At 46.8% G+C, this 25,483-nt stretch carries 27 protein-coding genes, 1 tRNA gene and 1 riboswitch; of the genes, 21 read left to right on the forward strand and 7 right to left on the reverse strand.

From position 1 onward, the window contains the following. Positions 1 to 142 precede the first annotated feature (142 nt). From DT065_RS16770 to DT065_RS16780, 3 genes are all read left to right on the forward strand, one after another. On the forward strand, positions 143 to 1,147 hold the full coding sequence (locus DT065_RS16770) for a zinc-binding alcohol dehydrogenase family protein (RefSeq protein ID WP_114375326.1): 1,005 nt from the start codon (positions 143 to 145) through the stop codon (positions 1,145 to 1,147). A 48-nt stretch (positions 1,148 to 1,195) separates the two neighbouring features. Then, on the forward strand, positions 1,196 to 2,377 hold the full coding sequence (lhgD, locus tag DT065_RS16775; protein ID WP_114375328.1) for an L-2-hydroxyglutarate dehydrogenase: 1,182 nt from the start codon (positions 1,196 to 1,198) through the stop codon (positions 2,375 to 2,377). Between the two features lie 61 nt (positions 2,378 to 2,438). Further along, the gene (locus tag DT065_RS16780; RefSeq protein ID WP_227002647.1) at positions 2,439 to 3,896 is read left to right on the forward strand and encodes a BCCT family transporter; all 1,458 of its coding nucleotides are present in this window, start codon (positions 2,439 to 2,441) and stop codon (positions 3,894 to 3,896) included. Here DT065_RS16780 and DT065_RS19425 read toward each other — a convergent pair. Genes DT065_RS19425 through DT065_RS19435 form a run of 3 tightly spaced genes read right to left on the reverse strand, consistent with a single transcriptional unit; the run spans position 3,834 to position 4,550 of the window. Then, positions 3,834 to 4,139, reverse strand: a complete 306-nt coding sequence (locus DT065_RS19425; protein ID WP_227002648.1) for a hypothetical protein — start codon at positions 4,137 to 4,139, stop codon at positions 3,834 to 3,836. The two genes, DT065_RS16780 and DT065_RS19425, sit on opposite strands and share 63 nt — an antisense overlap. Next, positions 4,109 to 4,318, reverse strand: a complete 210-nt coding sequence (locus DT065_RS19430; RefSeq protein WP_227002649.1) for a DUF3270 family protein — start codon at positions 4,316 to 4,318, stop codon at positions 4,109 to 4,111. The genes DT065_RS19425 and DT065_RS19430 overlap by 31 nt, the downstream gene beginning before the upstream one ends. Beyond that, on the reverse strand, positions 4,290 to 4,550 hold the full coding sequence (locus tag DT065_RS19435; RefSeq protein WP_227002650.1) for a hypothetical protein: 261 nt from the start codon (positions 4,548 to 4,550) through the stop codon (positions 4,290 to 4,292). The genes DT065_RS19430 and DT065_RS19435 overlap by 29 nt, the downstream gene beginning before the upstream one ends. A 260-nt stretch (positions 4,551 to 4,810) precedes the next feature. Between DT065_RS19435 and DT065_RS16790 the strand changes: the two genes are divergently transcribed. The 7 genes from DT065_RS16790 (at position 4,811) to DT065_RS16820 (ending at position 14,199) form a co-directional block, all read left to right on the forward strand. Continuing rightward, complete coding sequence (locus DT065_RS16790; RefSeq protein ID WP_418314561.1) at positions 4,811 to 5,767, forward strand: AAA family ATPase; 957 nt, start codon at positions 4,811 to 4,813, stop codon at positions 5,765 to 5,767. Further along, positions 5,764 to 6,924 carry a DUF58 domain-containing protein gene (locus tag DT065_RS16795; RefSeq protein WP_114375334.1) on the forward strand — a complete coding sequence of 387 codons (1,161 nt, stop codon included), beginning with the start codon at positions 5,764 to 5,766 and terminating at the stop codon, positions 6,922 to 6,924. The genes DT065_RS16790 and DT065_RS16795 overlap by 4 nt, the downstream gene beginning before the upstream one ends. A gap of 294 nt (positions 6,925 to 7,218) precedes the next feature. Further along, positions 7,219 to 9,396 (forward strand): DUF4129 domain-containing transglutaminase family protein, encoded by a 2,178-nt coding sequence (locus tag DT065_RS16800; protein ID WP_114375336.1) that lies wholly within the window; start codon positions 7,219 to 7,221, stop codon positions 9,394 to 9,396. A gap of 211 nt (positions 9,397 to 9,607) precedes the next feature. Beyond that, complete coding sequence (guaA, locus tag DT065_RS16805; protein WP_114375338.1) at positions 9,608 to 11,158, forward strand: glutamine-hydrolyzing GMP synthase; 1,551 nt, start codon at positions 9,608 to 9,610, stop codon at positions 11,156 to 11,158. Between the two features lie 201 nt (positions 11,159 to 11,359). Further along, positions 11,360 to 12,052: a DsbA family oxidoreductase gene (locus DT065_RS16810; protein ID WP_114375340.1), complete on the forward strand. Its 693-nt coding sequence runs from the start codon at positions 11,360 to 11,362 to the stop codon at positions 12,050 to 12,052. Between the two features lie 89 nt (positions 12,053 to 12,141). Then, a riboswitch (purine riboswitch) is annotated at positions 12,142 to 12,243 on the forward strand. A gap of 59 nt (positions 12,244 to 12,302) precedes the next feature. After that, positions 12,303 to 13,610 (forward strand): NCS2 family permease, encoded by a 1,308-nt coding sequence (locus DT065_RS16815; RefSeq protein WP_114375342.1) that lies wholly within the window; start codon positions 12,303 to 12,305, stop codon positions 13,608 to 13,610. A 154-nt stretch (positions 13,611 to 13,764) separates the two neighbouring features. Beyond that, positions 13,765 to 14,199, forward strand: a complete 435-nt coding sequence (locus tag DT065_RS16820; RefSeq protein WP_114375344.1) for a YozF family protein — start codon at positions 13,765 to 13,767, stop codon at positions 14,197 to 14,199. Here the strand turns inward: DT065_RS16820 and csaA are convergent. The 3 genes from csaA to DT065_RS16835 form a co-directional block, all read right to left on the reverse strand. Then, entirely contained in the window at positions 14,196 to 14,528 is a 333-nt protein-coding gene (gene csaA, locus DT065_RS16825; protein ID WP_114375346.1) for a chaperone CsaA, read from the reverse strand. The genes DT065_RS16820 and csaA overlap by 4 nt on opposite strands. 213 nt (positions 14,529 to 14,741) lie before the next feature. Beyond that, positions 14,742 to 14,816: transfer RNA gene (locus tag DT065_RS16830), tRNA-Ala, on the reverse strand. A 94-nt stretch (positions 14,817 to 14,910) separates the two neighbouring features. After that, positions 14,911 to 15,696 carry a class I SAM-dependent methyltransferase gene (locus DT065_RS16835; RefSeq protein WP_114375348.1) on the reverse strand — a complete coding sequence of 262 codons (786 nt, stop codon included), beginning with the start codon at positions 15,694 to 15,696 and terminating at the stop codon, positions 14,911 to 14,913. Between the two features lie 111 nt (positions 15,697 to 15,807). Between DT065_RS16835 and DT065_RS16840 the strand changes: the two genes are divergently transcribed. The 6 genes from DT065_RS16840 (at position 15,808) to queF (ending at position 19,271) form a co-directional block, all read left to right on the forward strand. Further along, positions 15,808 to 16,398, forward strand: coding sequence for an LOG family protein (locus DT065_RS16840; protein WP_114375350.1), 591 nt, complete (start codon positions 15,808 to 15,810; stop codon positions 16,396 to 16,398). A gap of 94 nt (positions 16,399 to 16,492) precedes the next feature. Continuing rightward, positions 16,493 to 16,879 (forward strand): hypothetical protein, encoded by a 387-nt coding sequence (locus DT065_RS16845; RefSeq protein ID WP_114375352.1) that lies wholly within the window; start codon positions 16,493 to 16,495, stop codon positions 16,877 to 16,879. Between the two features lie 84 nt (positions 16,880 to 16,963). Beyond that, positions 16,964 to 17,626, forward strand: a complete 663-nt coding sequence (gene queC, locus DT065_RS16850; RefSeq protein WP_227002651.1) for a 7-cyano-7-deazaguanine synthase QueC — start codon at positions 16,964 to 16,966, stop codon at positions 17,624 to 17,626. Further along, a complete protein-coding gene (gene queD / locus DT065_RS16855) occupies positions 17,626 to 18,051 on the forward strand; it encodes a 6-carboxytetrahydropterin synthase QueD (RefSeq protein ID WP_114375355.1) in 426 nt (141 codons plus the stop codon). Before queC ends, queD begins: the two co-directional genes overlap by 1 nt. Then, a complete protein-coding gene (gene queE, locus DT065_RS16860; RefSeq protein WP_114375357.1) occupies positions 18,048 to 18,770 on the forward strand; it encodes a 7-carboxy-7-deazaguanine synthase QueE in 723 nt (240 codons plus the stop codon). The genes queD and queE overlap by 4 nt, the downstream gene beginning before the upstream one ends. 12 nt (positions 18,771 to 18,782) lie before the next feature. Next, a complete protein-coding gene (queF, locus tag DT065_RS16865; protein WP_114375359.1) occupies positions 18,783 to 19,271 on the forward strand; it encodes a preQ(1) synthase in 489 nt (162 codons plus the stop codon). A 240-nt stretch (positions 19,272 to 19,511) separates the two neighbouring features. Here the strand turns inward: queF and DT065_RS16870 are convergent, their stop codons facing one another. Then, entirely contained in the window at positions 19,512 to 19,709 is a 198-nt protein-coding gene (locus DT065_RS16870) for a hypothetical protein (RefSeq protein ID WP_114375361.1), read from the reverse strand. 255 nt (positions 19,710 to 19,964) lie between these two features. On the opposite strand from DT065_RS16870, the gene DT065_RS16875 reads away from it, so the two are divergent. From DT065_RS16875 to DT065_RS16900, 5 genes are all read left to right on the forward strand, one after another. Further along, positions 19,965 to 20,816, forward strand: a complete 852-nt coding sequence (locus tag DT065_RS16875) for a GMC oxidoreductase (RefSeq protein ID WP_114375362.1) — start codon at positions 19,965 to 19,967, stop codon at positions 20,814 to 20,816. A gap of 181 nt (positions 20,817 to 20,997) precedes the next feature. Beyond that, positions 20,998 to 22,506 (forward strand): BCCT family transporter, encoded by a 1,509-nt coding sequence (locus DT065_RS16880; protein WP_418314562.1) that lies wholly within the window; start codon positions 20,998 to 21,000, stop codon positions 22,504 to 22,506. 759 nt (positions 22,507 to 23,265) lie between these two features. Then, a complete protein-coding gene (locus DT065_RS16890) occupies positions 23,266 to 24,327 on the forward strand; it encodes a type III polyketide synthase (RefSeq protein ID WP_114375368.1) in 1,062 nt (353 codons plus the stop codon). 4 nt (positions 24,328 to 24,331) lie between these two features. Then, a complete protein-coding gene (locus tag DT065_RS16895) occupies positions 24,332 to 24,862 on the forward strand; it encodes an isoprenylcysteine carboxyl methyltransferase family protein (protein WP_114375370.1) in 531 nt (176 codons plus the stop codon). 71 nt (positions 24,863 to 24,933) lie between these two features. Further along, positions 24,934 to 25,473 carry a DUF2179 domain-containing protein gene (locus DT065_RS16900; protein WP_193550780.1) on the forward strand — a complete coding sequence of 180 codons (540 nt, stop codon included), beginning with the start codon at positions 24,934 to 24,936 and terminating at the stop codon, positions 25,471 to 25,473. Positions 25,474 to 25,483: the final 10 nt, after the last annotated feature.

Here is a 25,483-nt window from a genome sequence, read left to right on the forward strand (position 1 = left end):
TGTTGATCCTCTTTTTCTACGTTGGTAACTGCTCTATTTTAGCGCAAGCACCGAACGATCACAACAATCAAGGTTTTGCAATAAATCTTTCCGGGTACTTATAAAATAGGAAAATTACCCGGAAGAACAGGAGAGTGTAACAATGAGAGCGGTTGGATTTTATGAAAGCTTACCCATTACAGAGGAAAAAAGTCTACAAGATGTGGAAGTGGAGAAACCGAAGGCCACAGGAAAAGACATCCTCGTGCGTGTTCAAGCGATTTCGGTGAACCCGGTGGATACAAAACAACGGCGGGGCGCCCCTCCGACTAGTTCGGATCCGAAGATTCTCGGCTGGGATGTCGCGGGCGTCGTTGAAGAAGTCGGCAGCGATGTAGAGCTTTTTTCGATTGGTGATGAGGTTTATTACGCGGGAAGCGTGACGAGAGCAGGAGGCAACAGTGATTATCACGTGGTCGATGAGCGAATCGTCGGCAAAAAGCCCGAAACCCTGGACTTTGCAGAGGCTGCAGCGTTGCCGCTCACGACGATTACCGCTTGGGAAGCACTGTTTGAACGTATGAAGCTCTCGCTGGATCCGTCGACGAATAAAGGGAAACGCATATTAATTATCGGCGCCGCCGGCGGGGTCGGTTCGATTGCCGTGCAACTCGCGAAACTGGCAGGCCTATACGTTATTGGGACAGCGTCCCGAAAAGAAACGGTTAATTGGGCAAAAAACACTGGCGCCGATGAAACCATTAATCATTACGAGCCGTTCCGCCAGCAACTGCAAGGGAGCGTCGACTACATTTTTTGCTTGAATAATACCGATCAGCATTGGGAAAACATGGGAGAAGCGCTGGCGCCCCAAGGCTACATCGTGAGCATTGTGGAAGCAGAGGAAAACCACGATCTTAATGTACTTAAAAATAAAAGTGCTTCTTTTTCCTACGAATTTATGTTTACGCGTTCGATGTTTGAGACCGAAGACATGATCGAACAGCATCACCTTTTAAATGAAGTAAGAAAGTTGGTCGACGAAGGAAAAATCCATACGACGTTAACGGATCGTGGAGGCCCGGTCAATGCTGAAAACCTTCGAGCTGCCCATGAAAAAATCGAAAGCGGCAAAACAATCGGGAAAATCGTCTTGGAAAACGATTAGTAGATAGCCTCAATCAGTCTATTTGAGGCGACATGGGAGGAACGAGACATGTATGATTACATCATGATTGGCGGCGGTATCGTGGGTCTAGCGGCAACGAAAGCGCTCCACGATCAGCAACCGAACGCAAAAATCCTTCTATTGGAAAAAGAAAAGGAAGTGGCCGCGCACCAAACCGGTCATAATAGCGGGGTGATTCATTCCGGCATTTATTATAAACCGGGGAGTTTGAAAGCGAATTTTGCCACCGCCGGCAATCGGTCGATGAAAGATTTTTGCCGAGATCACGACATTCATTTTGAAACATGCGGAAAGGCGATCGTGGCAACTGAAGAGGAAGAGCTCCCCGTCATGGAGCATTTATATAAGCGTGGCCACCAAAATGGATTGGCAGTCGAAAAGTTGAATAGAGAGGAACTGGCGCAGGCTGAACCTCATGTCCGTGGGTTAGCCGCGCTTCGCATCCCGAGTGCCGGCATCGTCGATTTTAAAACCGTGACAAATAGACTCGCGGCGCTCGCTGAAGAAAGGGGGGCACAAGTACAACTGGGTGCCGAAGTTACCAACATCTCAGAAAAAGAAACCCATGTCAGCGTGGAGACTTCGAAGGGTTCTTTTACAGGAAAATATATTATTAACTGCGCCGGCTTACATAGCGATCGCGTTGCACGTCTGGGCGGATATCACACGGATATGAAAATTGTGCCGTTTCGTGGAGAGTACTATCAATTAAGGCCGGACAAGCGCAGTCTCGTAAACCACTTGGTCTATCCCGTCCCCAATCCCGATTTTCCGTTTCTCGGCGTTCATTTTACCCGGATGAGCAATGGGGAAGTGGAAGCCGGCCCGAACGCGGTGCCCGGATTGAATCGGGAAGGCTATCGAAAAAAAGATATAAACCTGCGTGATACGGTTGAAGTACTGACGTATGAAGGTTTCTGGCGTATCGCTCGTCAATATGCCAAAACAGGCATTGAAGAAATGACGCGGTCGATGAGCAAGGGAAAATTCGTCAAAGGTTTACAGAAATTGATCCCTGACGTACAAGCAGAGGATCTCGTCCCGGCGCCTGCCGGTGTGAGAGCTCAGGCTTTATCCAACGACGGGAAACTGATCGACGATTTTATGTTTATTAAAGGCAAAAGAAGTCTACACGTATGTAACGCGCCGTCCCCGGCTGCGACCGCCTCTCTTGAAATTGGGAAGATAATCGCGCGGCAACTCTCTTAATGAAGTCAAAGGGGGATCTCGTATTAGACAAGCGCTCAAAAAAATCAACGTCGTCTATACTGTGCCGGCGATTGTTTTGTTTTCCCTGACGGTATGGGGGCTTAAGTTCCCGGAGCAGATGGAAGAAACGATGTTGGGGCTGATGCATATACTCATTGAATCAGTTGGTTCTTTCTTTGTGGTCGCCACAGTTATTTTTATCGGGATTTGCTTTTATCTCGGTTTTGGGCGTTATCGTCATATGAAACTTGGTAAGGAAGGAGACAAGCCGGAATATAATTACTATTCGTGGATCGGTTTGTTGTTTGGCGCCGGAATGGGTGTCGGCCTGCTATTTTGGGCGGTTGCGGAACCCTTGTCCCATTATGTCGAACCACCGCCCGGCATGGACGCGGAGACACAATCAGTGGCAGAAGCCGGTTTATTATATAGTGTTTTTCATTGGGGGATTCACCCTTGGGCGATTTACGCTACGGTGGCGCTTGGTTTGGCCATTGCAAAATTTAAAAAAGACCTACCCGGGTTGATCAGCTCTGTTTTCCATCCGCTCCTTGGTGATCGTATCCATGGTGGCGCCGGGAAAACAATTGACATCATCGCGATTATCGGAACAACCATTGGGGTCGCCACAACCCTCGGCTTGAGCACTATGCAATTGGCGGGCGGCCTATCCGAAGTGTTTGGGCTTGAAAATACCCTCTTGTTGCAAATGTCGATCATCACGATTATTACCGTGGTCTTTCTCACTTCGGCCGTCACAGGTATCAACCGCGGTATGCTTTATCTAAGTGTCACCAGCCTGACATTGGCCGCCATTTTAATGATCGTTATCTTTTTATTAGGTCCTACGCTATTTTTAAGCGAGTATGTGACGAGCATGACAGGCGAATATGTGGCGAGTTTCATCCCACTCACATTTGAGACGATGCCATATGCGGACAATGAATGGTTGGGAGAATGGACATTTTTTTACTGGGCGTGGTTGATTTCCTGGAGTCCTTTTGTAGGCACATTTATCGCTCGCGTCTCTCGGGGCCGTACGTTGCAAGAATTTGTCATCGGGGTATTGTTCGTGCCTGCCTTTACATCGCTCATTTGGATTGTGGTTTTTGGCGGCACCGGCATCCATTTGGAACATATTCTCGGCGCGGATCTGGCAGAAACAGTGGTAGAAAGACCCGAAAGCGGGCTCTTTCTTATCTTGGAATCCCTGCCGTTCAACTTAATATTGAGCATAACGACCTTAATTGTCATTACGATTTTCTTTGTAACCTCAGCAAACTCCGCGACATATGTGCTCGGAGTGTTCTCCAGTAAAGGGGATTTTGATCCAAAAAACAAGGTGCTCATTACATGGGGGCTGCTCATTTCTGCGATTGCGGCAACCTTTTTGTTCACCGGAGGATTGGACGGTCTTGAAGCCATGGCGATCACAGCCGGTCTTCCGTTTGCGCTGTTAATCGTTGTGATGGTTTTTGCCATTTATCGCTATTTTCGCAAGGAGGGAGAAGCAAGGTAGAAAATAGTGGTCGTTGGCTACTTCTACCATTCGAAAAAGTATCAAACTCATCGTAACGACCGTGTAGCTGATCGCGGCTAATGTGAAGGTTGGAAAATGCGCGTTATTTTCATGGGGCAGTTCTTTTTGTAGCACGTTCAATATCATCGCCCCGGAAATAAAGGCGAAAATGATAGATAGAGTCAAAGGCGACAGCGACAGCCACATGCCCGCTAACCAGCCGACCACAATCCCCATTGCCAAAATGTACCTTCCCACACGGTTATAACTATTCTATCCTCTCGCCATAGATCATGGGCAACCGCGACAAAGTGAAGACCGATCGCCGTCGAATGAAACGTCGCCTGCAAGCCTTCTACTGCCGATGAAATGACAACAAAAGCAATCAACATATTATACACGGCGAAAAATCCGATTTGCACCCAAAAAAACGGCCCCCCCTCCTTCTCTATTTTCGTATTTACGTTGGGAGACTTCCTCTGCTTTCTTAATGCTGTAAAACGTTAACAGACCGATGAGTCCAAAAAAATAAAGTTCTGATTCCATCACAAATTCTTCGGCCTGCTCTCCCAATTCTTGCTGTTCTTCATGTAAAGAAGGAAGCACATAGACAAAAACATAAGAGACGGCTATCCCGACCGAGAAAGAAAGCATCGTAAACGACCAACTTGGGAGGTTGGAATGATGTGATTCGTGAGTAAGTGAATCGCAATGAATAAGATTCCTGTAATGACAGTCGCTATTGTCACACTTTCCCTCCTTCACTGCTATTCTCAGTTGGACTCATTTGGATTATACTATAAGAAGCGTTCGACCAGCATTTTATGGAACTATGAATTAGGATAAAACAACGGAACGACATAGAAGTAATAGATAAATATTTAGAACGTCTGACGATGAGGAGGAGCCGAGACTTGAATCATTATGCGAAAAAAATCGCTCACATTATTGATACAGTTGAAAAAGTAGTCGTCGGCAAGCGGCAGGCGATTGTGTTAACGTTAACGGCACTGCTTGCTCGCCGGCATGTGCTCATCGAGGATGTTCCCGGTGTTGGGAAAACAATGCTCGTAAAGGCGATAGCCCGCGTGACGGGAGCAGACTTCAAACGAATTCAATTCACCCCTGATTTACTTCCTTCCGATGTTACAGGGGTATCCATCTATAATCAGCATACAAACGCATTTGAATTTCGAGCGGGCCCGGTGCTGAGCCATATTTTGCTTGCAGATGAAATAAACCGTACATCACCGAAAACACAATCCGCGCTTTTGGAAGCGATGGAAGAAGGTAATGTGACCGTGGATGGGTATACCTACGAGTTGTATGAGCCGTTCTTTGTCATGGCGACACAAAATCCGATTGAGCATGGGGGTACCTATCCATTGCCCGAAGCACAACTGGATCGCTTTTTATTTCAAATAACGTTAGGGTATCCGAGCCAAGAGGAAGAATTGGACATGCTGGAACGCATGGGGAATGGCCACCCCATTGCCGAACTGCCGGCAGTTGTTGATATACGGGATGTCCGACAAATGCAAAGGGAAGTTCCGAACGTGTTTGTCAGCGAGGCGGTCAAACAGTACATTGTTGCCATTGTGCGTGAAACGAGAAACCTCGATCAAGTGGAGCTTGGCGTCAGCCCGAGAGGGACGATCGCGTTGCTGCGTGCCGCCCAAAGCTATGCGTATGTACAGGGGATGCCATACGTTCGTCCGGATGATGTGAAATTGTTGGCACCGTATGTGTTAGGGCACAGGCTAATCTTGGAAAGTGACGTGCTCGGTCCGCAAGGACAAGCACACACCTTGATCGAACGCATGCTCACTCGGATCGTTGTGCCGGTGACAAGAAAGGATATTGTCAAATGAAACATAGGTGGCGGCAGCTAATACGTGTGATTGCCGTACTTTTTTTGCTCGCGATTCTTTTTTGGTACGCGATGGTCCAGGGTGGTTTTGTAAGCTGGTTTCTTTTTTATAGCATATCGGTATTATTGCTGGCGGGGTTTTCTGTGGCAGCTTTCCCCCTTCGCTTTTTGCGCGCAGAACGTTCGATGACGAATCGACATCTGTCCCAAGGGGAAACGATTAAGGTTCAGGTAAGCATTTATAAAACGAGGCGATGGCCTTGTTTTTTCGTAGGGGTTCGTGATCGGCCTCCCCGGGGATTAACACTTGAAAGCGATCCGGGTGCTTTCTTTTTCATGTTGTTTTCACGGAAAAAAACTTATAGCTATCTTGTAAAAGCAGAAAAACGCGGTTCCTATACGTTTGATGCTTTACATGTGGAAAGTGGAGACCCTTTCGGGTTTTTGAAAAGTGATAAATATTTAGCTGCAATGAGTGAAATGCTCGTGTATCCGCGTATCAAACCATTGCCTTTCAACCTTCGAAACGAACGAGGTCGAAGGGCGAATACCGATCGCGCCGGCACTCAACGGTTGAGCCATGAGAAGTCGTCCAATTTTTTCGGTGTTCGTGAATATGTCGTCGGCGACCGCCTGTCAAGCATCGATTGGAAAGTTTCTGCCCGTCTCGGAAGCTTGGCAACGAAAGAATTTGATACGGAAGAAGGAAAAGGCTTTACGATTTTGATCGATACGCGAGCCTGCAGTGAACAAAACTTTGAAGCGGCTGTCGAATGGGCGGCTGCCAGTGTGAATGGTGTGTATGAAAAGCGTTCACGTTTAAATTTTGCCGCTTTGGGGGCAAAAATGGTTGTTACGCCAACAGGAAATAATCGTTCTCATATGCGTCAAGTGATGAAGGAACTGGCAAAAATCGAACCGTCGTTATCGAATGCCTCGGGCGAGTCCTCGAAGGCTCGGGAACCTTTGCCGAATACGTTCCGTTTTTTACAAACAGTCATCTATGCAGTTCCTGACATGAACACTGCTGTATTGCAAGAGATAAGGTACTTGCAGCAACAAGGATTTAATATTCTTGTTTTATATAATGAGCGGGAAGCTGTCCAACTCCCTTGGAAACAACGAGGAGTCCACTCATTCGCGATGCCGATAAAGTGAAACTTCCATCAGAGGGGGTTTTCCTCTGATGGTTTTAAGGAACGCCGGCTAAAACCGCCACGTCCTGTGTGTCGGAACAATCGGGGTGTTAGTCGCCCGTTTTTCCGGATATCAGACCTCGGAAGTCGGAAGCCCATTCTTCGCTTCCTGAAAAAGACCTTTTCCGACCTCTGGCCTCTGAAATCAGACTTCCGGAATTACGGTGCTTACCACCGGGATATATGAAGGAAGGAGGCGCCATTAATCGCACGTTTTATCTTTTTATTAAAACACCCTCAGGAAGGGATTGCCTACGTGCTCGCGTATTTCATGGTGGCAGAATGGTTGTATCCATTGCCGCAAATTAGCGATACCGGCTTTTTACCGTTCTTCCTTTTTATCGCCGCGATTTTCTTTGTCATTACCGCGATTCCCATGCATTGGCTCTTGCGCCTCGGCTTTTATGCACTTGTGATCACATATAGTTTGCACGTCCTGTTTATGCCCGGCACCTATATGTCGATCGATTGGTGGGCATTGTTTACAACGGAGATTTGGCAACAGAGTACACGCTTATTTAGTGGTGGATTGTTACAATTAAGTGATATGTATCGCAGTTTTTTGCTTATGTTACTGCTGGCAATGGTCAGTTACCTTGCCTATTACTGGGTCGTCATTGTTCGCCGGATTTTCTTTTTTGTTGTTACGAGCATCGCTTACATCGGCATCCTGGACGTGTTCACGGCCTATGATGGTTCGGGGGCGGTTGTTCGCCTCGTCATCATCGGATTTATTCTTTTTGCGTGTATGCGACTTTTGAGGCTTCAGTTGCGCTACTCGAACCTTGGTCGCGGACATTCGTTGCGCTATTTGGCGATCACGGGTGCCGTGATCGCCCTTGCCGTTCTGGTTAGCTGGCAAGCACCGAAATATGCGCAGCAATGGCCGGATCCTGCTCCTTATATTGAGCGAACGACAGGGGTGGATGTGAATAATTGGGCTGCTTCCCCTTCTTCCAACGGCGAGGAGACACGTAAAATCGGTTACGGTGAAGACGATGAACGGCTCGGTGGCGGATTCGTTACGGATGACATGGAAGTGTTTACGGCAAGAGCGGAAGCGTCTACCTATTGGCGAGGGGAATCGAAGCATGAATATACCGGCCATGGCTGGAGAAGCGAAGAAGATGGGGAATTGACCGAACAATCCGAAGGATACGTGGATTTATATGAAGCATCGACGGCAACGGAAACGCTTGAAGCAGATGTCGCTTATCATGATTCGCGCACGGGTGAAGGGGATTTGCTTTTCAGTCAAGGCGCATTGCAGGAAGCAAATGCAGAAATCGATGGCGACTATTCCGTATACATCAACGGTGAAAATGGCCGGTCCGAAGTTTGGCACAACGAAGAGGATACGAGCGATGTCGATGCGTTCAGCCTTACGTATGAACAGCCCGAGTTTCCCGTTGAGCAGATGAGAGATATAGATGCGGGGGATGCGCAACAAGATCCACAGGCGGTGATCGATAAGCACTTGCAACTTCCTGAGGAGCTCCCGGATCGGATCGGAGAACTTGCCGAAGAGCTTGTCCAAGATGAAACGAACCGTTATGACCGTGTGCGTGCCATTGAAAGTTATTTAAATGGTCCCACTTTTGACTATGAAACGACGAATATTCCGGTCCCGGACGACGGCCAGGATTATGTGGATCAGTTTTTGTTTGAGACGCAAGTCGGTTATTGCGACAACTTTTCCACGGCAATGGTCGTCCTGTTGCGAACGCTTGATATCCCGGCCCGTTGGGTGAAAGGGTTCACTGCCGGGGACGGAGTGAACATCGGCGATGATGGGTACAGGGAATTTGAAGTGACCAATGAAAATGCCCATTCATGGGTAGAGGTTTATTTTCCCGACGTGGGCTGGGTGCCGTTTGAGCCTACCCCCGGGTTTTCCAACACAGTTGATTTTGCTTCGGCAGACGTCGATACGGATGAAAACGACGAAGAGATGATGTTTGATCAGGAAGTCGACCAAGACATGGAAGAGAGAACTTCGGACGAGGAAGCAAACGTTGAGGAAGAAGATGCCGAGGAACATGGGGAAGAGCAAGCCTTGTTTCCATTTTGGTTGCTGGCAGGAATGGGTGGCGGTTTAGTATTGGGCGGTCTCTTCGCATTTAAATTTCGTGGGAAAATCATACAAAAGTGGTTGCGTAGACGGTACTTGGGCATGGACAGCGGGTCGATATTTATCCGCGCGTATGAATCACTACTGAGGTATCTCGATTGGACCGGCATGAAAAGAGCTGCACATGAAACACCGAGCGAATTTGCCGCGCGTGTTGATTTTCGTTTTGACTCGGAAAATATGCGTGCCTTGACGATGCTGTATGAAGATCTTTATTACGGGAATAAAAATACGGATCATATCCCGGAAAATACCGAACGACGTTGGACGCAACTTTTGGATAAAATTGAAAAAGGCCGTTAACAAGTTGCCAACGAGGGGTATGAATACCTAACGCTGGAAAGCGGAAGTGGCCGCAGGAGTTGTAAGATCGCCAAAGACAACTTTATCGAACTTCCATGAGGGTGACGAATCACAACCATTTATGCTGACATCGAAAACTACGAAAAATTGACCCTTTATACAGGGGCTGGTAAAATAATCATCATGATTGAATGAATTTGAGGTGCGCTTCATGGAGCAAAAAAAAGAAGAAATGAATGAAACCATTGCCGTCCTTGATTTTGGCGGACAATACAATCAATTAATCACCCGTCGTATACGTGACTTGGGCGTATACAGTGAACTCTATCCCAACACGGTGAGCGCTGACGAATTAGATGCGCTCAACCTCAAAGGGGTTATTTTTTCAGGGGGGCCGGGGAGTGCTTATATTGAAGGAGCGCCAGCGTGTGACCCTGCCATTTATGACCTCGGTGTCCCCATACTTGGCATTTGTTATGGCATGCAGTTGCTTACTCATCACTTCGGCGGGAAGGTGGAAGCAGCCGATCATCGTGAATACGGAAAAGCGAGGCTTGATGTAAAGGAGACTTCGGGGGTATTCGCGGGAACCCCTTCCGAGCAATCGGTTTGGATGAGCCACGGGGATCTTATTTTTGCCCCTCCCGAAGGATTTAACACCGACGCTACGAACCCTACGACGCCGGTAGCCGCAATGAGCAATCGCGACCGGAACATCTACGGGGTTCAATTCCATCCGGAAGTGCGTCATACCGAATACGGAAACGATATCCTCCACAATTTCATCTACGACATTTGCCAGAGCAAAGGCGAGTGGACGATGGAAAACTTCATTGACCTTGAAGTGGAAAAAATTCGCGCAAATGTTGGCGACCGGCGTGTTCTTTGCGCACTTAGCGGCGGTGTCGATTCATCGGTGACCGCGATGCTCGTCCACCGTGCCATCGGTGAGCAACTTACGTGTATGTTCATCGACCATGGTTTATTGCGAAAAGACGAAGGTACGCGTGTGATGGAAATGTTTGAAGGGAAATTTGACATTAACGTTGTAAAAATCGATGCCGCGGAACGCTTTTTAACGAAGCTGCAAGGCATTTCCGACCCGGAACAAAAACGAAAAATCATCGGCAACGAATTCATTTATATTTTTGAAGAAGAGTCATCAAAACTGGAGAACATGGATTTTCTCGCACAAGGAACCCTGTATACGGACGTGATTGAGAGCGGAACAGCCACAGCGGAAACGATTAAATCGCACCACAATGTGGGCGGGCTTCCCGAAGACATGAAATTAGACTTGATTGAACCATTGAACACGTTGTTTAAAGACGAAGTGCGAGAACTGGGCACCGAACTGGGATTGCCGGAAAGTTTTGTATGGCGGCAACCATTCCCGGGCCCGGGGCTTGGCATTCGAGTACTTGGGGAGATCACGGAAGATAAGCTGAAAATCGTGCGCGAATCGGACGCAGTCCTTCATGATGTTCTGGAAAAAGCCGGGTTGGATAAGGAAATCTGGCAGTTTTTCACCGCCTTGCCTGACATGCGAAGTGTTGGGGTAATGGGAGATAATCGTACGTATGATTACACGGTTGGCGTTCGGGCGGTCACATCCACAGACGGGATGACGTCTGATTGGGCGCGTATCCCTCATGAGGTTTTGGAGACGATCTCGACGCGGATCGTTAATGAAGTGCCACATGTCAATCGCGTTGTGTATGATATCACCTCAAAACCACCGGCGACTATTGAGTGGGAATAAATACAAAATGCCATCTCTTCGTTTTTCATGGGGAGATGGCTTTTTTTGTTAGGATGAAGAAATCGGTTTTTTCACCGATTTCTACTAAAGCGACTTCTGACCTCTAGAAGAACGCGAGAGCATTTTAATTGAGCAGATGTTTTGTTTTTTAAGTTTTGTTTCGTATATGGTTAATATATAACGATACGAGGAGGCAATAAAATGAACGTCGAAATATGGTCGGACATCGCTTGTCCGTTTTGCTATATTGGAAAACGAAAATTTGAGGATGGTCTGCAACAATTTTCCCGCCGTGACGACGTGAATGTAACGTTTAAAAGTTTTCAACTCGACCCCAATGCAGAAATAGAACAATCGCAAACGAACGCTGAGATGCTTGCAGGAAAATACGGCATGTCCGTGGAGAAGGCGAAAGAAATGACCCAACAAGTCGAAGACCAGGCGAAAGAGGTCGGTTTGGATTACAAATTGGAATCTTCCGTATTGACAAATACAAAAGATGCCCATCGCCTTACTCATTTTGCAAAAGAAGAAGGAAAAATGGAAGAAATGGTGGAGCGTTTGTTGCGGGCATATTTCACAGAAGGAAAACACGTTGGCGATCATGATACACTCGTCTCCCTTGCGGAGGAAGTAGGGCTCGTCGGGGGAGCTGTCCGTTCCATGCTGGACAGTGATCGGTATGAAGATATAGTTCGGGAAGAAATGCAAGAAGGGGCAGATATCGGTGTGCAGGGCGTGCCGTTCTTCGTCTTTAATCGCAAATATGCAGTATCCGGTGCCCAGCCGGCGAGTGCGTTTCTAGAGGTGCTGGAAAAAGTGCAAGAAGAAGAAAATGAAAATAAGATTAATATCGTCAGCCAAGGAGACAGTTGCACGGATGAATCATGTTAAATCTTGCTAAAACCGAATAATTCCGTTATGATCAATGCAATTATTCGGTTTTTATTGACAATGTACAACAATCATTGTAAAATGACGTCGTCATTAAAAGTAAATAGTTTCATATAATCGCGGGAATATGGCTCGCGAGTCTCTACTGGAACACCGTAAATGTTCCGACTATGATCGATATTTTTTTATTATCGGTCGTTATGCTCTGGGCAACGACCGTTTTTTATTTTATCTAAAGAGGGTGAACCCGTTGAAACATTATTTTCGTTTTGAGGAACATAACACAACATATGGCAAAGAGACACTGGCCGGGACCACGACGTTTTTGGCTATGGCCTATATTTTGTTTGTGAACCCGCTCATTCTAGGTGACGCGGGGATGGATATGGGCGCGGTTTTTGCGGCCACGGCCATCGCGGCCGCCATCGGAACGGCGATTATGGGTCTGTGGGGCAAGTATCCGATTGCTTTAGCGCCGGGAATGGGCTTGAACGCTTTTTTCGCTTACACGGTCGTTTTAGGGATGGGGATCGACTGGGAGATCGCGCTTTTCGGGGTGTTTGCCTCCGGTATTATTTTTATTATCCTAACGCTTTTTAAGCTTCGCGAAGTGATCATCAACGCGATTCCTGCGGAACTGAAATACGCGTCCGCCAGCGGGATCGGGCTATTTATCGCATTTGTTGGACTGCAAAATGCAGAAATCGTTGTGCCTGATGAATCCACCTATGTAGCGCTCGGTAACATGACGTCACCGACCACGCTATTAGCGATATTTGGGCTTGTCGTGACTGTCATATTTGTGGTGCTAGGATTTCGCGGCGGCATCTTTTACGGAATGGCGTTAACAGCCGTTGCAGGGGTCGTCACCGGATTTGTGGAGATGCCTTCTGCCATTGTTGATTCGATTCCGAGTCTCGCTCCCACATTCGGCGCTGCCTTTACCGGGATCGCAGAAGTGGAGTGGACATCGGCGATGATCATGCAATTGCTCATCGTTATCCTTACTTTCTTATTCGTCGACTTTTTCGACACGGCGGGAACGCTCTATGCCGTTGCCAACCAGGCCGGCTATGTAAAAAATAACAGGCTTCCGAACGCCGGACGCGCGCTTTTATCAGATGCTTCCGCCTCCTCTGTCGGTGCGGTTTTAGGAACTTCAACGACGACAGCGTTCGTAGAATCGACATCCGGGGTTGCTGCCGGCGGCCGGACAGGATTTACCTCTCTGGTGACCGCGGCTCTGTTCCTGTTGTCACTCTTTTTCTCCCCATTGCTCGCGGTAGTCACGGAAGCGGTAACGGCAGCGGCTTTGATCGTCGTTGGGGTGATGATGGCCTCGGCGCTGCGTTTGATCGAGTGGGACAAGATCGAAATCGCACTTCCAGCTTTCCTCACCGTCGTCGCGATGCCGCTTACGTATAGCATCGCCAACGGGATTGCACTCGGGTTCATGTTTTATCCAATTACAATGTTATTAAAAGGAGAAGGAAAAAAAGTGCATCCGATTATGTACGGGTTGTTTTTCGTCTTTGTTGGTTACATTTTCTTTTTGTAATAGGAAACCCGCATTTTTCTCTGGAAAAATGCGGGTTTTGTTCCAAGCATAAATCGTAACATAGGCGGAGATGCGGCGGTATAGTTTTGGACGATCAGGTAAAAGTAGAAGCAAAAGCCAGCAAATTGGTGCCAGTCGAAGGGTAGGGTTTAACGTGAAACGGTATAAGTTTTTTGTTTCATTACTCGTGTTATTGTTTTTGTACCCGAATGATTTAATGGCTGCTGAATTACCGATCCATTTACAAGAAGAGGGGTGGCGATTGATCGTTGACATATCTGATGCCAATAGTGATCGTTTGTGCCAACCCGGTGACATCGATATGTACGAGTTAACACTTGCAAACACGTCGGGCAGCAAAAAAAATGTAACGATGCACACGTTCGATCAATTGGACGATAGGCATCGTGACCATGGGTTAGCTGTAGAAGAAACAGACGTGCTACCAACGAATGCCTCCTTGGGTGTTCGGAATCTTCCCATCGCTCAAGATGTTGAAACGTTGGACGTTTTGATCCTCTGGCAAGAGGAAGCCGACGGGCAATACTTTAAACATCATTTTTCGGTTCCTTTACAAGACGCCGATTAGGAAATGGTCGTTCCATTCGGCAATGGCATTTCCGGTTTTAGTAAAACGACATCCCCTTTTTCCGGAACACCGCCAATGACAAGTACTTCGGAGGTGAAGCCGGCTATTTTACGAGGGGGGAAGTTAATAATCGCGACTACTTGCTCCCCGATTAATGTGCCCGGTTCGTAACGCTGTGTGACTTGAGCACTTGATGCTTTAATGCCTATCTCGTCCCCGAAATCAATATCCATCGTAATGGCGGGGATTTTTGCGCCGCTGAGGTGTGCGGCTTTTAAAACGGTTCCGACACGCATGTCCAGTTTCATAAAATCATCGATCGTAGCCAAAGGGATCACTCCTTGACGAAAAATAATGAGGCAATTGGATAGGGGGCTTCGATTTAAATTGAGTGCTCGAAACCGTGAGAACGCAAAGGAACACCGCCACATTGGTCGTTATGACCTTCCCCTCTATGGTCACCCCGAACACCGGATTCCAATATAAATAAACGCAGCCCCCCCTGATTGAGGAACTGCGTGGGTTCACAATGATTATGTAGCTGGTGGAGCTGGTGGGAATCGAACCCACGACCTCTTGTCTGCCAGACAAGCGTTCTCCCTCTGAACTACAGCCCCGATCCGATTGGCAACAATTAATAATATAACAGGAAAGACAGACGAGCGTCAAGAAGTTTCACGGATTTTGTCGTCCGGAAAGGAACTTTCCTGTCTATTTATCTTTTACAGCTACAAACCGAAGCCTGACATAATCGGCGAACCATGTGTCGTCATCAACAAGTGCCGGTTCTGCATAGGTGATCGTTCGTTCCAGCACAAATTCCCGTTCCTCTTCGCTAAGGGTATCCAAAAGTGGATCAGCAAAGTTTCGCATCCAAGATTTAAGCCCCTCCGGTCCGTTGTTTAAAGCTGTTGGCCGTTGGAACTGAGCCATTTGCTCAACGGTGAATCCATTTTCTTCGAGCAACGTTGCATATTCTGCTAGACTTGGGAAATACCAAGGAAATACGGCAGGCATCGGTTCCTGTCCGATTTCGACAAACGCCATATTGATCGCGGCGATAATGGTAGCGATATTTTCTTTTGCACCCATTTCACCTATAAATCTTCCTCCCGGTTTCAGCGCCTTTGATACGGAAGAAATGACTCCTTGCGGCTCCGTCATCCAATGAAGAGCGGCATTGGAAAATACAGCTTCCACAGGCTCGTCCAAATGAAAATTCGTTGCGTCGGCTTGGATAAAAGGAATCTCCGGGTATTGTTTTTTCGCTTCCTGAAGCATTGCTCCCGAGTTGTCAACCCCGGTCACGTTCGCACCGGATTCTGCTATTTTTGCTGTCAGGTGCCCGGTTCCACACCCCAAATCAATGATATTTTCGCCCTTTTTCGGAGCCAGCCATTTTATAACATCCTCTCCATAGTAGAGAATATATTGGGCCGTGTTATCATAAAGGGTTGGATCCCATATCTTAGCGGCAATTTGCTGTTGATCAGTCAAAGTGGAGAACTCCTTTCAAGAGCGATTATGGTATCTTTATTATAGTGAAGATACAGGAAACGTCGAAAAAAATCAACGTCTCATTGGAAAAAAAAGAGGTGATCTAACACGATGAACACGGTTTGTGTCTTTGCAGGTTCTAATGCCGGGGAACGAAAAACTTATGCCCAAGAGGCCCGCAACCTTGGCCGCTGTTTATTGGAAAATAACATCCGGCTTGTCTATGGCGGTTCCAGCATTGGTTTGATGGGAGAAGTAGCAAATGAAATGCTCACCTCCGGCGGTGAAGTAATTGGCGTGATGCCGAAAGGTTTGTTCCGCGGGGAAGTCGTCCACCGATCACTGACAAAGCTTGTCGAGGTAGATGGCATGCACGAGCGGAAGGCGAAAATGAGTGATCTTTCTGATGGTTTTATTACGTTGCCGGGAGGAGCTGGAACGTTTGAAGAGCTATTCGAAATTTATAGCTGGGCGCAAATCGGGATCCATGACAAGCCTATGGGCCTTTTAAACGTGGAAGATTACTTTTTGCCACTTTTGAATATGATCCAATATAGCGTGCGAGAAGGTTTTTCTAACGAAGATAATCTCGAATTGCTCACGGTTGATGCCTCCCCACAAAAACTTCTGGAAAAAATGGCACCCTATCAACGTCCGCACTTGCGTCCAAAGTGGAAAAATAGAAATGATGATGAAGACTAGAAGTAGATGCCATTAAAGATAGGAATACCCATCGATTCGGTTTCATAGATTTGCTAGTGAAGGGGCACACTAGTAGTCTAAGGAGATGATCGTTGTGGAAGAAGGGTCCATTCGGTCGCGAACAATCAAAGAGATTCGCCAAAAACGATTAAAACGCAAGTTTTATACGTACACGTTCGTTTTTTTTATCATCGTTTTGACGATCTTTTTTTCCTTGAATTACATTGGCGACTTAACCCAGCAACAGACACTGGAAACGAACATCCAAACGGAAACGGATTGGCCGGTGTTTTTGTATGAATATATAGGAAGCGGATCGAATTATAGCTGGGGCGGGAATCCGAATTTTTATCTCGCTAATACTGGACAAGATTATTACTTAATTCAAGTCGAGCAGGATAATCGTACTGTGGAGCAAGTAACACCGTTGGAAGATCGGCGTACATTTGAAGTTGTTTATGAAAATTATGAGATAGAATAGAGAAAAACAGAATGCTTTAATTTTATGGATACATCCTGTATTATAATAGAGATTGAGATCAATGGACGGAAAGGAGGGGTTGTGTTGCCACAAAGGAGCGCCGTTGTCGTGTTTAGCGGCGGACAAGATAGTACGACCTGTTTATTTTGGGCGTTGGCACGTTTTGAAAAAGTATACGCGGTCACATTTTCCTACGGACAGCGGCATGATGAGGAAATAGAAGTCGCTAAAGGAATCGCTGCTGATGTCGGAGTCGAGCACGAGGTGCTCGACATGGACTTGTTGAACCAACTGGCGCCCAACGCACTCACGCGGGACGACATTGAAGTGAGCGAGGGAGCGGAAGGCGAGTTGCCGAGTACGTTCGTTCCCGGACGTAATTTGTTGTTTTTTTCTTTTGCCGCGATATTCGGCGAACAACGAGGCGCCAAACATATCGTCACTGGTGTGTCAGAGACGGATTATAGCGGTTATCCGGATTGCCGAGACGGTTTCGTAAAGTCGCTAAATGTGACACTCAATTTAGCAATGGATGATACGCTTGTTTTGCACACCCCCCTTATGTGGTTGGATAAAGCCGAAGTGTGGAAATTGGCCGATGATTTAGGGCAGTTACAGTATATCCGGGACTACACGCTCACGTGTTACCAAGGTATTCGCGGCGACGGCTGCGGCGAATGTCCGGCGTGTAAATTACGCGGGCAAGGGCTTGAAACGTATTTGAACAGCAAGGACAGGGATGCGTAATGCTGCAACAGTTTTACCCGCAAGTTTTTCATGACTATAGGTACGAGTTGAATAAGGACATGCAGATCGCTGCCGCCCATTTTATTGATCACAAAGATGCAGGGCGTTGCAGGGAGACGCATGGGCATACGTATTTTATTAATATCACGATCGCGGGAGACACGCTTGATGATTCGGGATTTCTCGTGAATTTTAAAACCTTGAAAGAGGAGATTCACAGCGTCTTTGATCACGCGCTTTTAAACGATCACCCCTCCTTTGCAGATGGGTTGCCAACGACAGAAGTGGTAGCCCGCGTGTTTTGGGGAAAAATCGATGAACGCTTGGCAGCCCAAGAGAACCGACCGTATTGCCTGCAAGTGCTGGTGCGTGAAACGCCTACCAGTTACGCGATATACCGTCCAAAGCGAGATGAGCATCGATGAGTGGAAAAATTCCTGTTTTAGAAATTTTTGGCCCTACAATTCAAGGCGAAGGGATGGTTGCTGGCCAAAAAACGATGTTTGTTCGCACCGGCGGTTGTGATTATCGGTGCGCCTGGTGTGATTCTGCTTTTACGTGGGACGGGAGCCAAAAAGCGACGCCTATGAATGCCTCGACCATTATGGAAGAACTCGAACGGATCGGAGGCGAGCGTTTTTCGCACGTGACGATTTCCGGTGGCAATCCCGCGCTTCATACCGGCATTGCTGCACTTGTGAAACTTTTTCAAGAAAAAGGGATCGCCTCTGCTGTAGAGACACAAGGTTCCTTTTGGCAGGATTGGTTGTTGGCCGTTGATGAGGTGACCGTTTCCCCGAAGCCGCCCAGTTCAAAAATGGGGACCGACTGGTCTCGGCTTGACACATTCATGAAACGTTTAGCGGAAGAGCAAGCGGGGCACCATAGTTTAAAAGTCGTTATTTTTGATGAAAAAGACCTAGCCTACGCTACACAGGTACACGAGCGTTATCCCGACGTGCCCTTTTATTTGCAAGTCGGCAATGATGATTTGGAAGCCCTCGAGCCGGCAAGATTGCGTGATCACCTACTGGAAAAATATGAATGGCTCGTTGCGAAAGTCATGGAGGAATCGCAATTGAACGATGTTCGTGTGCTGCCGCAAATCCATGCGCTTTTATGGGGAAATAAACAAGGGGTGTGAAGGAGTTTAGCGATGACAGAAGAAAACGATGCTCAGTTGTCCCATCTTGGTAATGAAGGAACGACCTATACGTTTGAATATGATCCGGGGCTGCTTGAAACCTTTGATAATCAGCATCCATACCGGGATTATTTTGTGAAATTCAACACACCCGAATTCACGACGCTTTGTCCACTCACGGGCCAGCCGGATTTTGCGACGCTTTATATCAGCTATATTCCCGATAAAAAAATGGTGGAGAGCAAGGCGCTGAAACTTTATCTGTTCAGTTTTCGCAACCACGGCGATTTTCACGAGGATGTGATCAATATTATCGTGAATGACCTTGTCGAGGTAATAGCCCCGAGATATATTGAAGTATGGGGGAAATTCACGCCGCGCGGCGGAATCTCGATTGACCCCTACGTCAATTACGGAAAACCCGGCAGTAAATACGAGAAAATGGCGGAGCAACGGTTGCTGTATCATGACATGTACCCGGAAACAATTACAAATCGGTAATGGGAAGCAGGCTGGGAGAAGGATCCGGCCTGTTTTTTGGGCTTGCGGACAACCTCTGGCATACGCGGACGCTGTATTCAGAAAATATACCTGGTTTTTCGGAACGAAACCTTCTTTATTCGATCGGCTCATCATTTGGAACAGAGTGGTCTTACTCGGGGTGTTGGCACGAGTATTCGGAAAAATACGGTTTTAACTGGAAAGCTCATGATCATCTTCTCGGTCACGGCTCCCCCCTTATTATCTTGATCGTTTAATTCTTCCCCTAAAGTGATCTTCTTCGATCCCTTTATCCGTTGGTTCCGTTTCGATTTTCGCCTCATCCTGCTCCGCTCCGTCCTGCATATTATCCTCAGCCGTCCCTCCGTTACATGCCCCTAATACTCCTACCAAAAAAATGCATGCTAGCGTGCCATACAATATTTTTGTAAACAACATCCCCCTTGTCTTCAATTATTGTTTTCAGTTTCTCTCCGCCGCTCTGAAGTATACGTATTTGCTGATGTAAAATGATGTATATTATTGGAGATCCATGCAACACTAAACGTCAGCGGAGGAAGAAATTTTACTTATATCGAATCGACTCAATTCCATAGGAGAGATTTTATGGTAACAAGGTTAGACCCAGTCGAAGTTCTTGTTGTAGGAGCCGGTTGGGCGGTGGTGTTGTCAGCGCAGAAGTGACAAAAGCCGGTGTTGACCGGGTTTACATTTACGAATACACGGCTGTTGCTCTTATCGGAAATTGGAGAGCCTTATAATCCGGATACAGGTGAAGGAATTATAGGGAAAAACTTTACCGGGCACTCCCTGTCATTTCTCGGTGCTCGTGGTTTTTTCAATGATCGCAAATTTAATCTCCATATGGGTGCCGGGGCTCTAGGTGCTACGATCAGCGATTTTACGGCTGATAACTTCGATCATACCGATTTAGATTTTCTCCACGGAGGAGAAGTGTATATTGGGCAAAATGGCGATCGCCCCATCGATAACAACCACGTGCCATCTGATATTCCCGAGTGGGGCGCTGAGTTCAAGGAAAATTCCCAGTTTTATTCGAATCGAAACCTGACCGTCCAAGTGCAACCCGCGACATTGCCTTGGGGGTATAATTATATGGATCTGGACCCCACGTATATCGATAACTATGGGGATCCTCTATTAAGAGTAACCAATGAATATACGGATCAAGATCGCAATTTAATGCGTTATTGTATGGATAGATGCGAAGAGATTATGGAAAAAATGGGAGCCGACATCTTAGATGCAGACGAGATTCCCGAGGAGTTCGGTAATGTTTTCTTCGGTCAACATTACGCTGGCGGCGTAATCATGGGGGACGATCCGGAACATTCAGCTGTCAACAGTTACTTACAGATGTGGGAGGCAGAGAATTTATTCGTTGTCGGAGCATCAGCTTTTCCGCACTTCGGGAATCACAACCCGACGGGAACAGTGGGCGCGTTAGCTTACCGATCTTCCGAGGGTATTGAAACATATCTCCATGATGCAGGCGGTTTATTGGTACAAGAAAAAATACAATGAAAAAACACGTATAGCCTTGTTGAATTCAGAGAGATCTGTGCGACTTGCCCGGTGTCTCTATTGTTGGGTGTATACTTTACGAATGCTTGAAAAATCAAGTCGAAACAAAAAATTTATAATTGCACACTGCTATTTTATCTAGTATCATTTCCACCTATGTTGTTTTTAGGAGGATAAGATAGTGAATCAAAAATTAGACTGGCCCGTGTTTGCCATTAGTGGAGGAGCACTTGTTCTTTTTGTGATCGTCTCTTTGGTGAATGCAGGGGCTGTAGCTGATATGGTGGATATGTTGTTTGGATGGGCAACATCCTATTTTGGTGCTTTTTGGCAAGTATTTATGGTACTTGTTTTTGCAGTCGCGCTTGGATTAATGATCTCTCGATATGGGAACGTCCGTTTAGGGGTTCAAAATCGACCCGACACGAATAATTTTAAGTGGATCGCGATGATCGTTACAACATTGATGGCGGGCGGAGGTGTGTTTTGGGCTGCTGCCGAACCGATATATCATTTTTTGGAAACCCCACCAATGTATGGGGATGTGCCTCCTGCAGAGGACGCGACCATCGCACCCGCGTTGGCGCAATCATTTTTGGATTGGGGCTTTTTAGCATGGGCGGTAAATGGCACGCTCGTTACTGTCGTTGTTATGTACGGACAGTCAAAAGGGATGCCGTTGAAACCAAGGAGTTTACTTTTTCCTATTTTTGGCGAAAAGATTATGCATAGAAGTGTGTTGGGGACGTTCGTGGACGCTTGTGCCATCGTAGCTGTCGCCGCCGGGACAATTGGTCCCATTGGTTTTCTAGGACTGCAGGCAGCCTATATGATGGATGATTTATTTGGGATCCCAAACACCTTAACCACCCAATTAGTGGTTGTTGCTGTCCTTATATTGATCGCCGCGATATCTGCTATGACGGGTATTCATAAAGGTATTCAATTTTTGAGTCGTTTTAATGTTATTTTTGCTCTATTTCTAAGCGTGGTTATCTTACTGCTAGGCCCCGGAAGGTTTATCATTGATAGCTTTATCGGTTCCTATGGCATCTATATTCAGGATTTCTTAAAGCTTGCTTTCTATAGAGGCGATGAAGATTGGTTATCCCAATGGACCTTATTCTTTTGGGGCTGGTTCATCGGTTACGCGCCGATGATGGGGATATTCATCGGCCGGATTTCTAATGGCAGAACGCTTCGTGAATTGTTTTTAGCTGTGATCATTATTGCTCCGCTCGTGATGAACTTTTGGTTCACAGTGATAGGTGGAACAGGGATATTCTTTGAACAGCAAAACCCAGGCTCCGTTGGAGGTCCTCTCGGGGAAGTAGGGTTAGCCGCGTCCATTAACGCAATCGTCACTCAGTTACCCTTAGGGTTTTGGATTGCAGCGGCCTTCCTGGTTGTAACGGTGGTCTTTGTGGCAACGACAGCGGATACGATGTCTTATACGATATCGATATCCATTACGGGAAGAGACAATCCCCAAAAAGGGGTACGCATTTTCTGGGCTGTTATCATGGGCGCTGTGGCATCGGTTCTAATTGTACTTGGCGAAAGCAGTGTTGATGCCTTGCAATCCTTTATCGTTGTGACCGCAGTACCTGTCTCACTTATCTTGTTACCGGTGTTATGGCTTGCTCCGCGGGTGGCAAAGAAAATGGCAAAAGATCAAGGGATAAAATAATGCGAAAAGGGGAGTGTTCAAGGGGCAAATCTTTTTTGATTTGCCCCTTCTATATGACATCGTCGCCTCAATCGCGCCATCAGGTATGACCATTGCTCCATCAAGAAAACATCAGCAAGTGTCCAGGCAATTGTCTACGGTACTAGCGAACTTTTTAAACGAGCATCCATGTGTAGAATATTACAGAACTTAGAGCGAGAAAGCCTACTTCTTTAGATGTGGGATGAATCGCTTCTTTCCAGGATAAATCGCATGACAAACCAAATGTATCAAAAAATGACGGAAACAAATACAACGTTCGCAAATTGGTTGCTTGGGTTTGAAGATTTAAAAACAGGCACCTCTAATTGGGGTAATCTTCCTTCTAGTGGTGTCATAATGAGGATTTCGGACGTTCTCTTCGCGGAAGTTAATAGTAACCGTGCCTTCTATTTTTGATATCTCAACCATTGGGTGGAGATCTGGCACGTTTTCTAAATCTGGCGCCAACAACGATGGGGATCACTTATTTCAGCCGTCCTGCACTAGTGTTGTGGGAAGAGCAACACCGCCTGTAAGGTATATGTGCCATAGTGGGCAGAACAAAACAGGACGAGGGGATGGCACATCTCTGAACTAAAGGCTCGTTCAAAACAGAAATGGATTGCGAACGTAATAGCACTTTAGAATCCCATTGCTTTAGCCGCGGGAGTGTCAAGTGAATCACTTGTCATTTTTTTCGTATAAATGGTAATACTAGGGAGACGAGGGGGGATTAGAATGCCTGCCATTCAATCGGTAGCAACGGCGATCCCGCCATATGAGGCGTCGCAAACGGAAATCGCAAATATGGTCCGTTCACTATTCGCAGCGGATTTCACAGATATTGATCGATTGCTGAAAGTATTTGATCATGGACAAATTGAAACAAGACAGTTTGTGAATCCGTTGGAGTGGTATCAAGAACCCCACAGTTTCGGAGAAAAAAATGAAGCATTCATAGAAAATGCCGTTCAATTGGGCACTGAAGCTGTTGAGAAGTGTCTGAAAAAAGCTGGGGCGAATCGAGAAGATATAACGGCATTTATCTCAGTGACTAGCACAGGTATTGCCACACCTTCCATTGAAGCGCGCATTATGAATCAGTTGCAGCTGCCGTTACATATGAATCGTATTCCCTTATGGGGACTAGGATGCGGTGGCGGTGCCGCCGGTTTGGCACGTGCCTACGAGTATTGCCTGGCCTATCCGGAAGCGCAGGTGCTTGTTCTTTGCATCGAGTTGTGCAGTTTAACGTTTCAGCACGGGGATCGTTCGAAGAGTAACCTCATCGGGACGTCTTTATTCTCCGATGGTGTCGCCTGTGCGCTTATCGTAGGGGATAAGGTGCAACTAAGCAACCACACGCACCCGTACATCACTAATACCCAAACAACATTGATGCCGGATTCCGAACGGGTGATGGGATGGGATGTTGGTGATGACGGCCTTCATGTTGTTTTCTCCAGAGATATACCTTCGATTGTCCATTCATGGGTTGGACCGAATATCGATCAATTTTTGGAACGGTTGGGGAAAAATTATAAGGACATCACGGCACTTGTGGCCCATCCGGGCGGGAGAAAAGTATTGGAAGCTTATGAAGATACATTGGATTTGCCGCCGTCTCTTACGGCTCACGCAAGAAAAATCCTTGCAAAGCACGGAAATATGTCGTCGCCAACAGTGTTGTATGTACTTGAAGACATATTGCACCGGAAATATCCAAAGGGCACGCAAGGTCTCGCGACTGCCCTCGGCCCTGGATTTAGTTCCGAATTACTTTGGCTGGAATGGAGGTAAGTGAATGTTACTGTTTGTGCTTTTATATCTTTGGGTTATTTTCCAAAGATGTTTTGAGCTATGGGTAGCCAGAAAAAATGAAGCCTGGATGAGAGCAAGAGGAGGCGTTGAACACGGCAGCGAACATTTTTCGTGGATGGTTGTGTTACATAGTGCATTTCTGGTATCGCTATTGTTTGAAGCGTATTATAATCAGTTTGTCCTGATGCCCGGGTGGCCGGTGTTGCTGATTCTATTTCTCGGTGCACAAGGATTGCGCGCGTGGGTAATGGGCTCCCTCGGGCGTTTTTGGAATTTAAAAGTGATGGTGTTACCCGGTGAATCGATCATTCAAAAGGGTCCGTATCGTTGGTTAAAGCATCCGAATTATCTCGTGGTAATGGCGGAAATTCTGCTGTTGCCGCTGATTTTTCAAGCGTACGTAACGGCTGTTGTTTTTACCATTGCAAACGCGTGTATGCTCTTTTTTGTTCGAATTCCCGTCGAAGAACGAGCGCTCAACGATTATCGTAGTGTCGAAACGCGCGAAAAATAATGCTTCCAGATAGCGGATATTCATGATATATTTCTGCGGAATATAATCATGATTTGGGAGGGTTGAACGCCTTGGGAAGTTTTTTGCTTGAAAATGCCTGGACGTTGATTTTCATTATTTTAATGATCAACGTTGCTTACGTTAGCTTGTTCACGCTTCGCATGATGTTAACGCTGAAAGGGGTACGCTACGGGGCCGCGGTTGTCGGGATGGCGGAGATCACGATTTATGTGACCGGCCTTGGCCTTGTGCTCGATAACATGACCTCTGTCCTTCATGTTATGGCTTACGCCTTAGGGTTCGGTATTGGTGTCATTGTCGGGATGAAGATTGAAGAAAAGCTGGCATTAGGGTATATTGCCGTTAACGTCATTACGAAAGAATATGAACCGGACATCCCGAATCGTTTGCGTGACAAAGGCTACGGTGTGACAAATTGGATCGCCTACGGAAGAGAAGGCGATCGCATGATGATGGAGATATTAACTTCCCGAAAATCAGAAAGGGATTTATTTGAAACGGTGAAATTGCTTGATTCCAAGGCGTTTATCATCTCGCATGAACCGAAAAATTTCCATGGCGGTTTTTGGGTAAAAGGAGTACGACGATAATTGGGGAAAA

Origin of the sequence: Salicibibacter kimchii (assembly GCF_003336365.1) — a bacterium.
GTDB lineage: Bacteria > Bacillota > Bacilli > Bacillales > Marinococcaceae > Salicibibacter > Salicibibacter kimchii.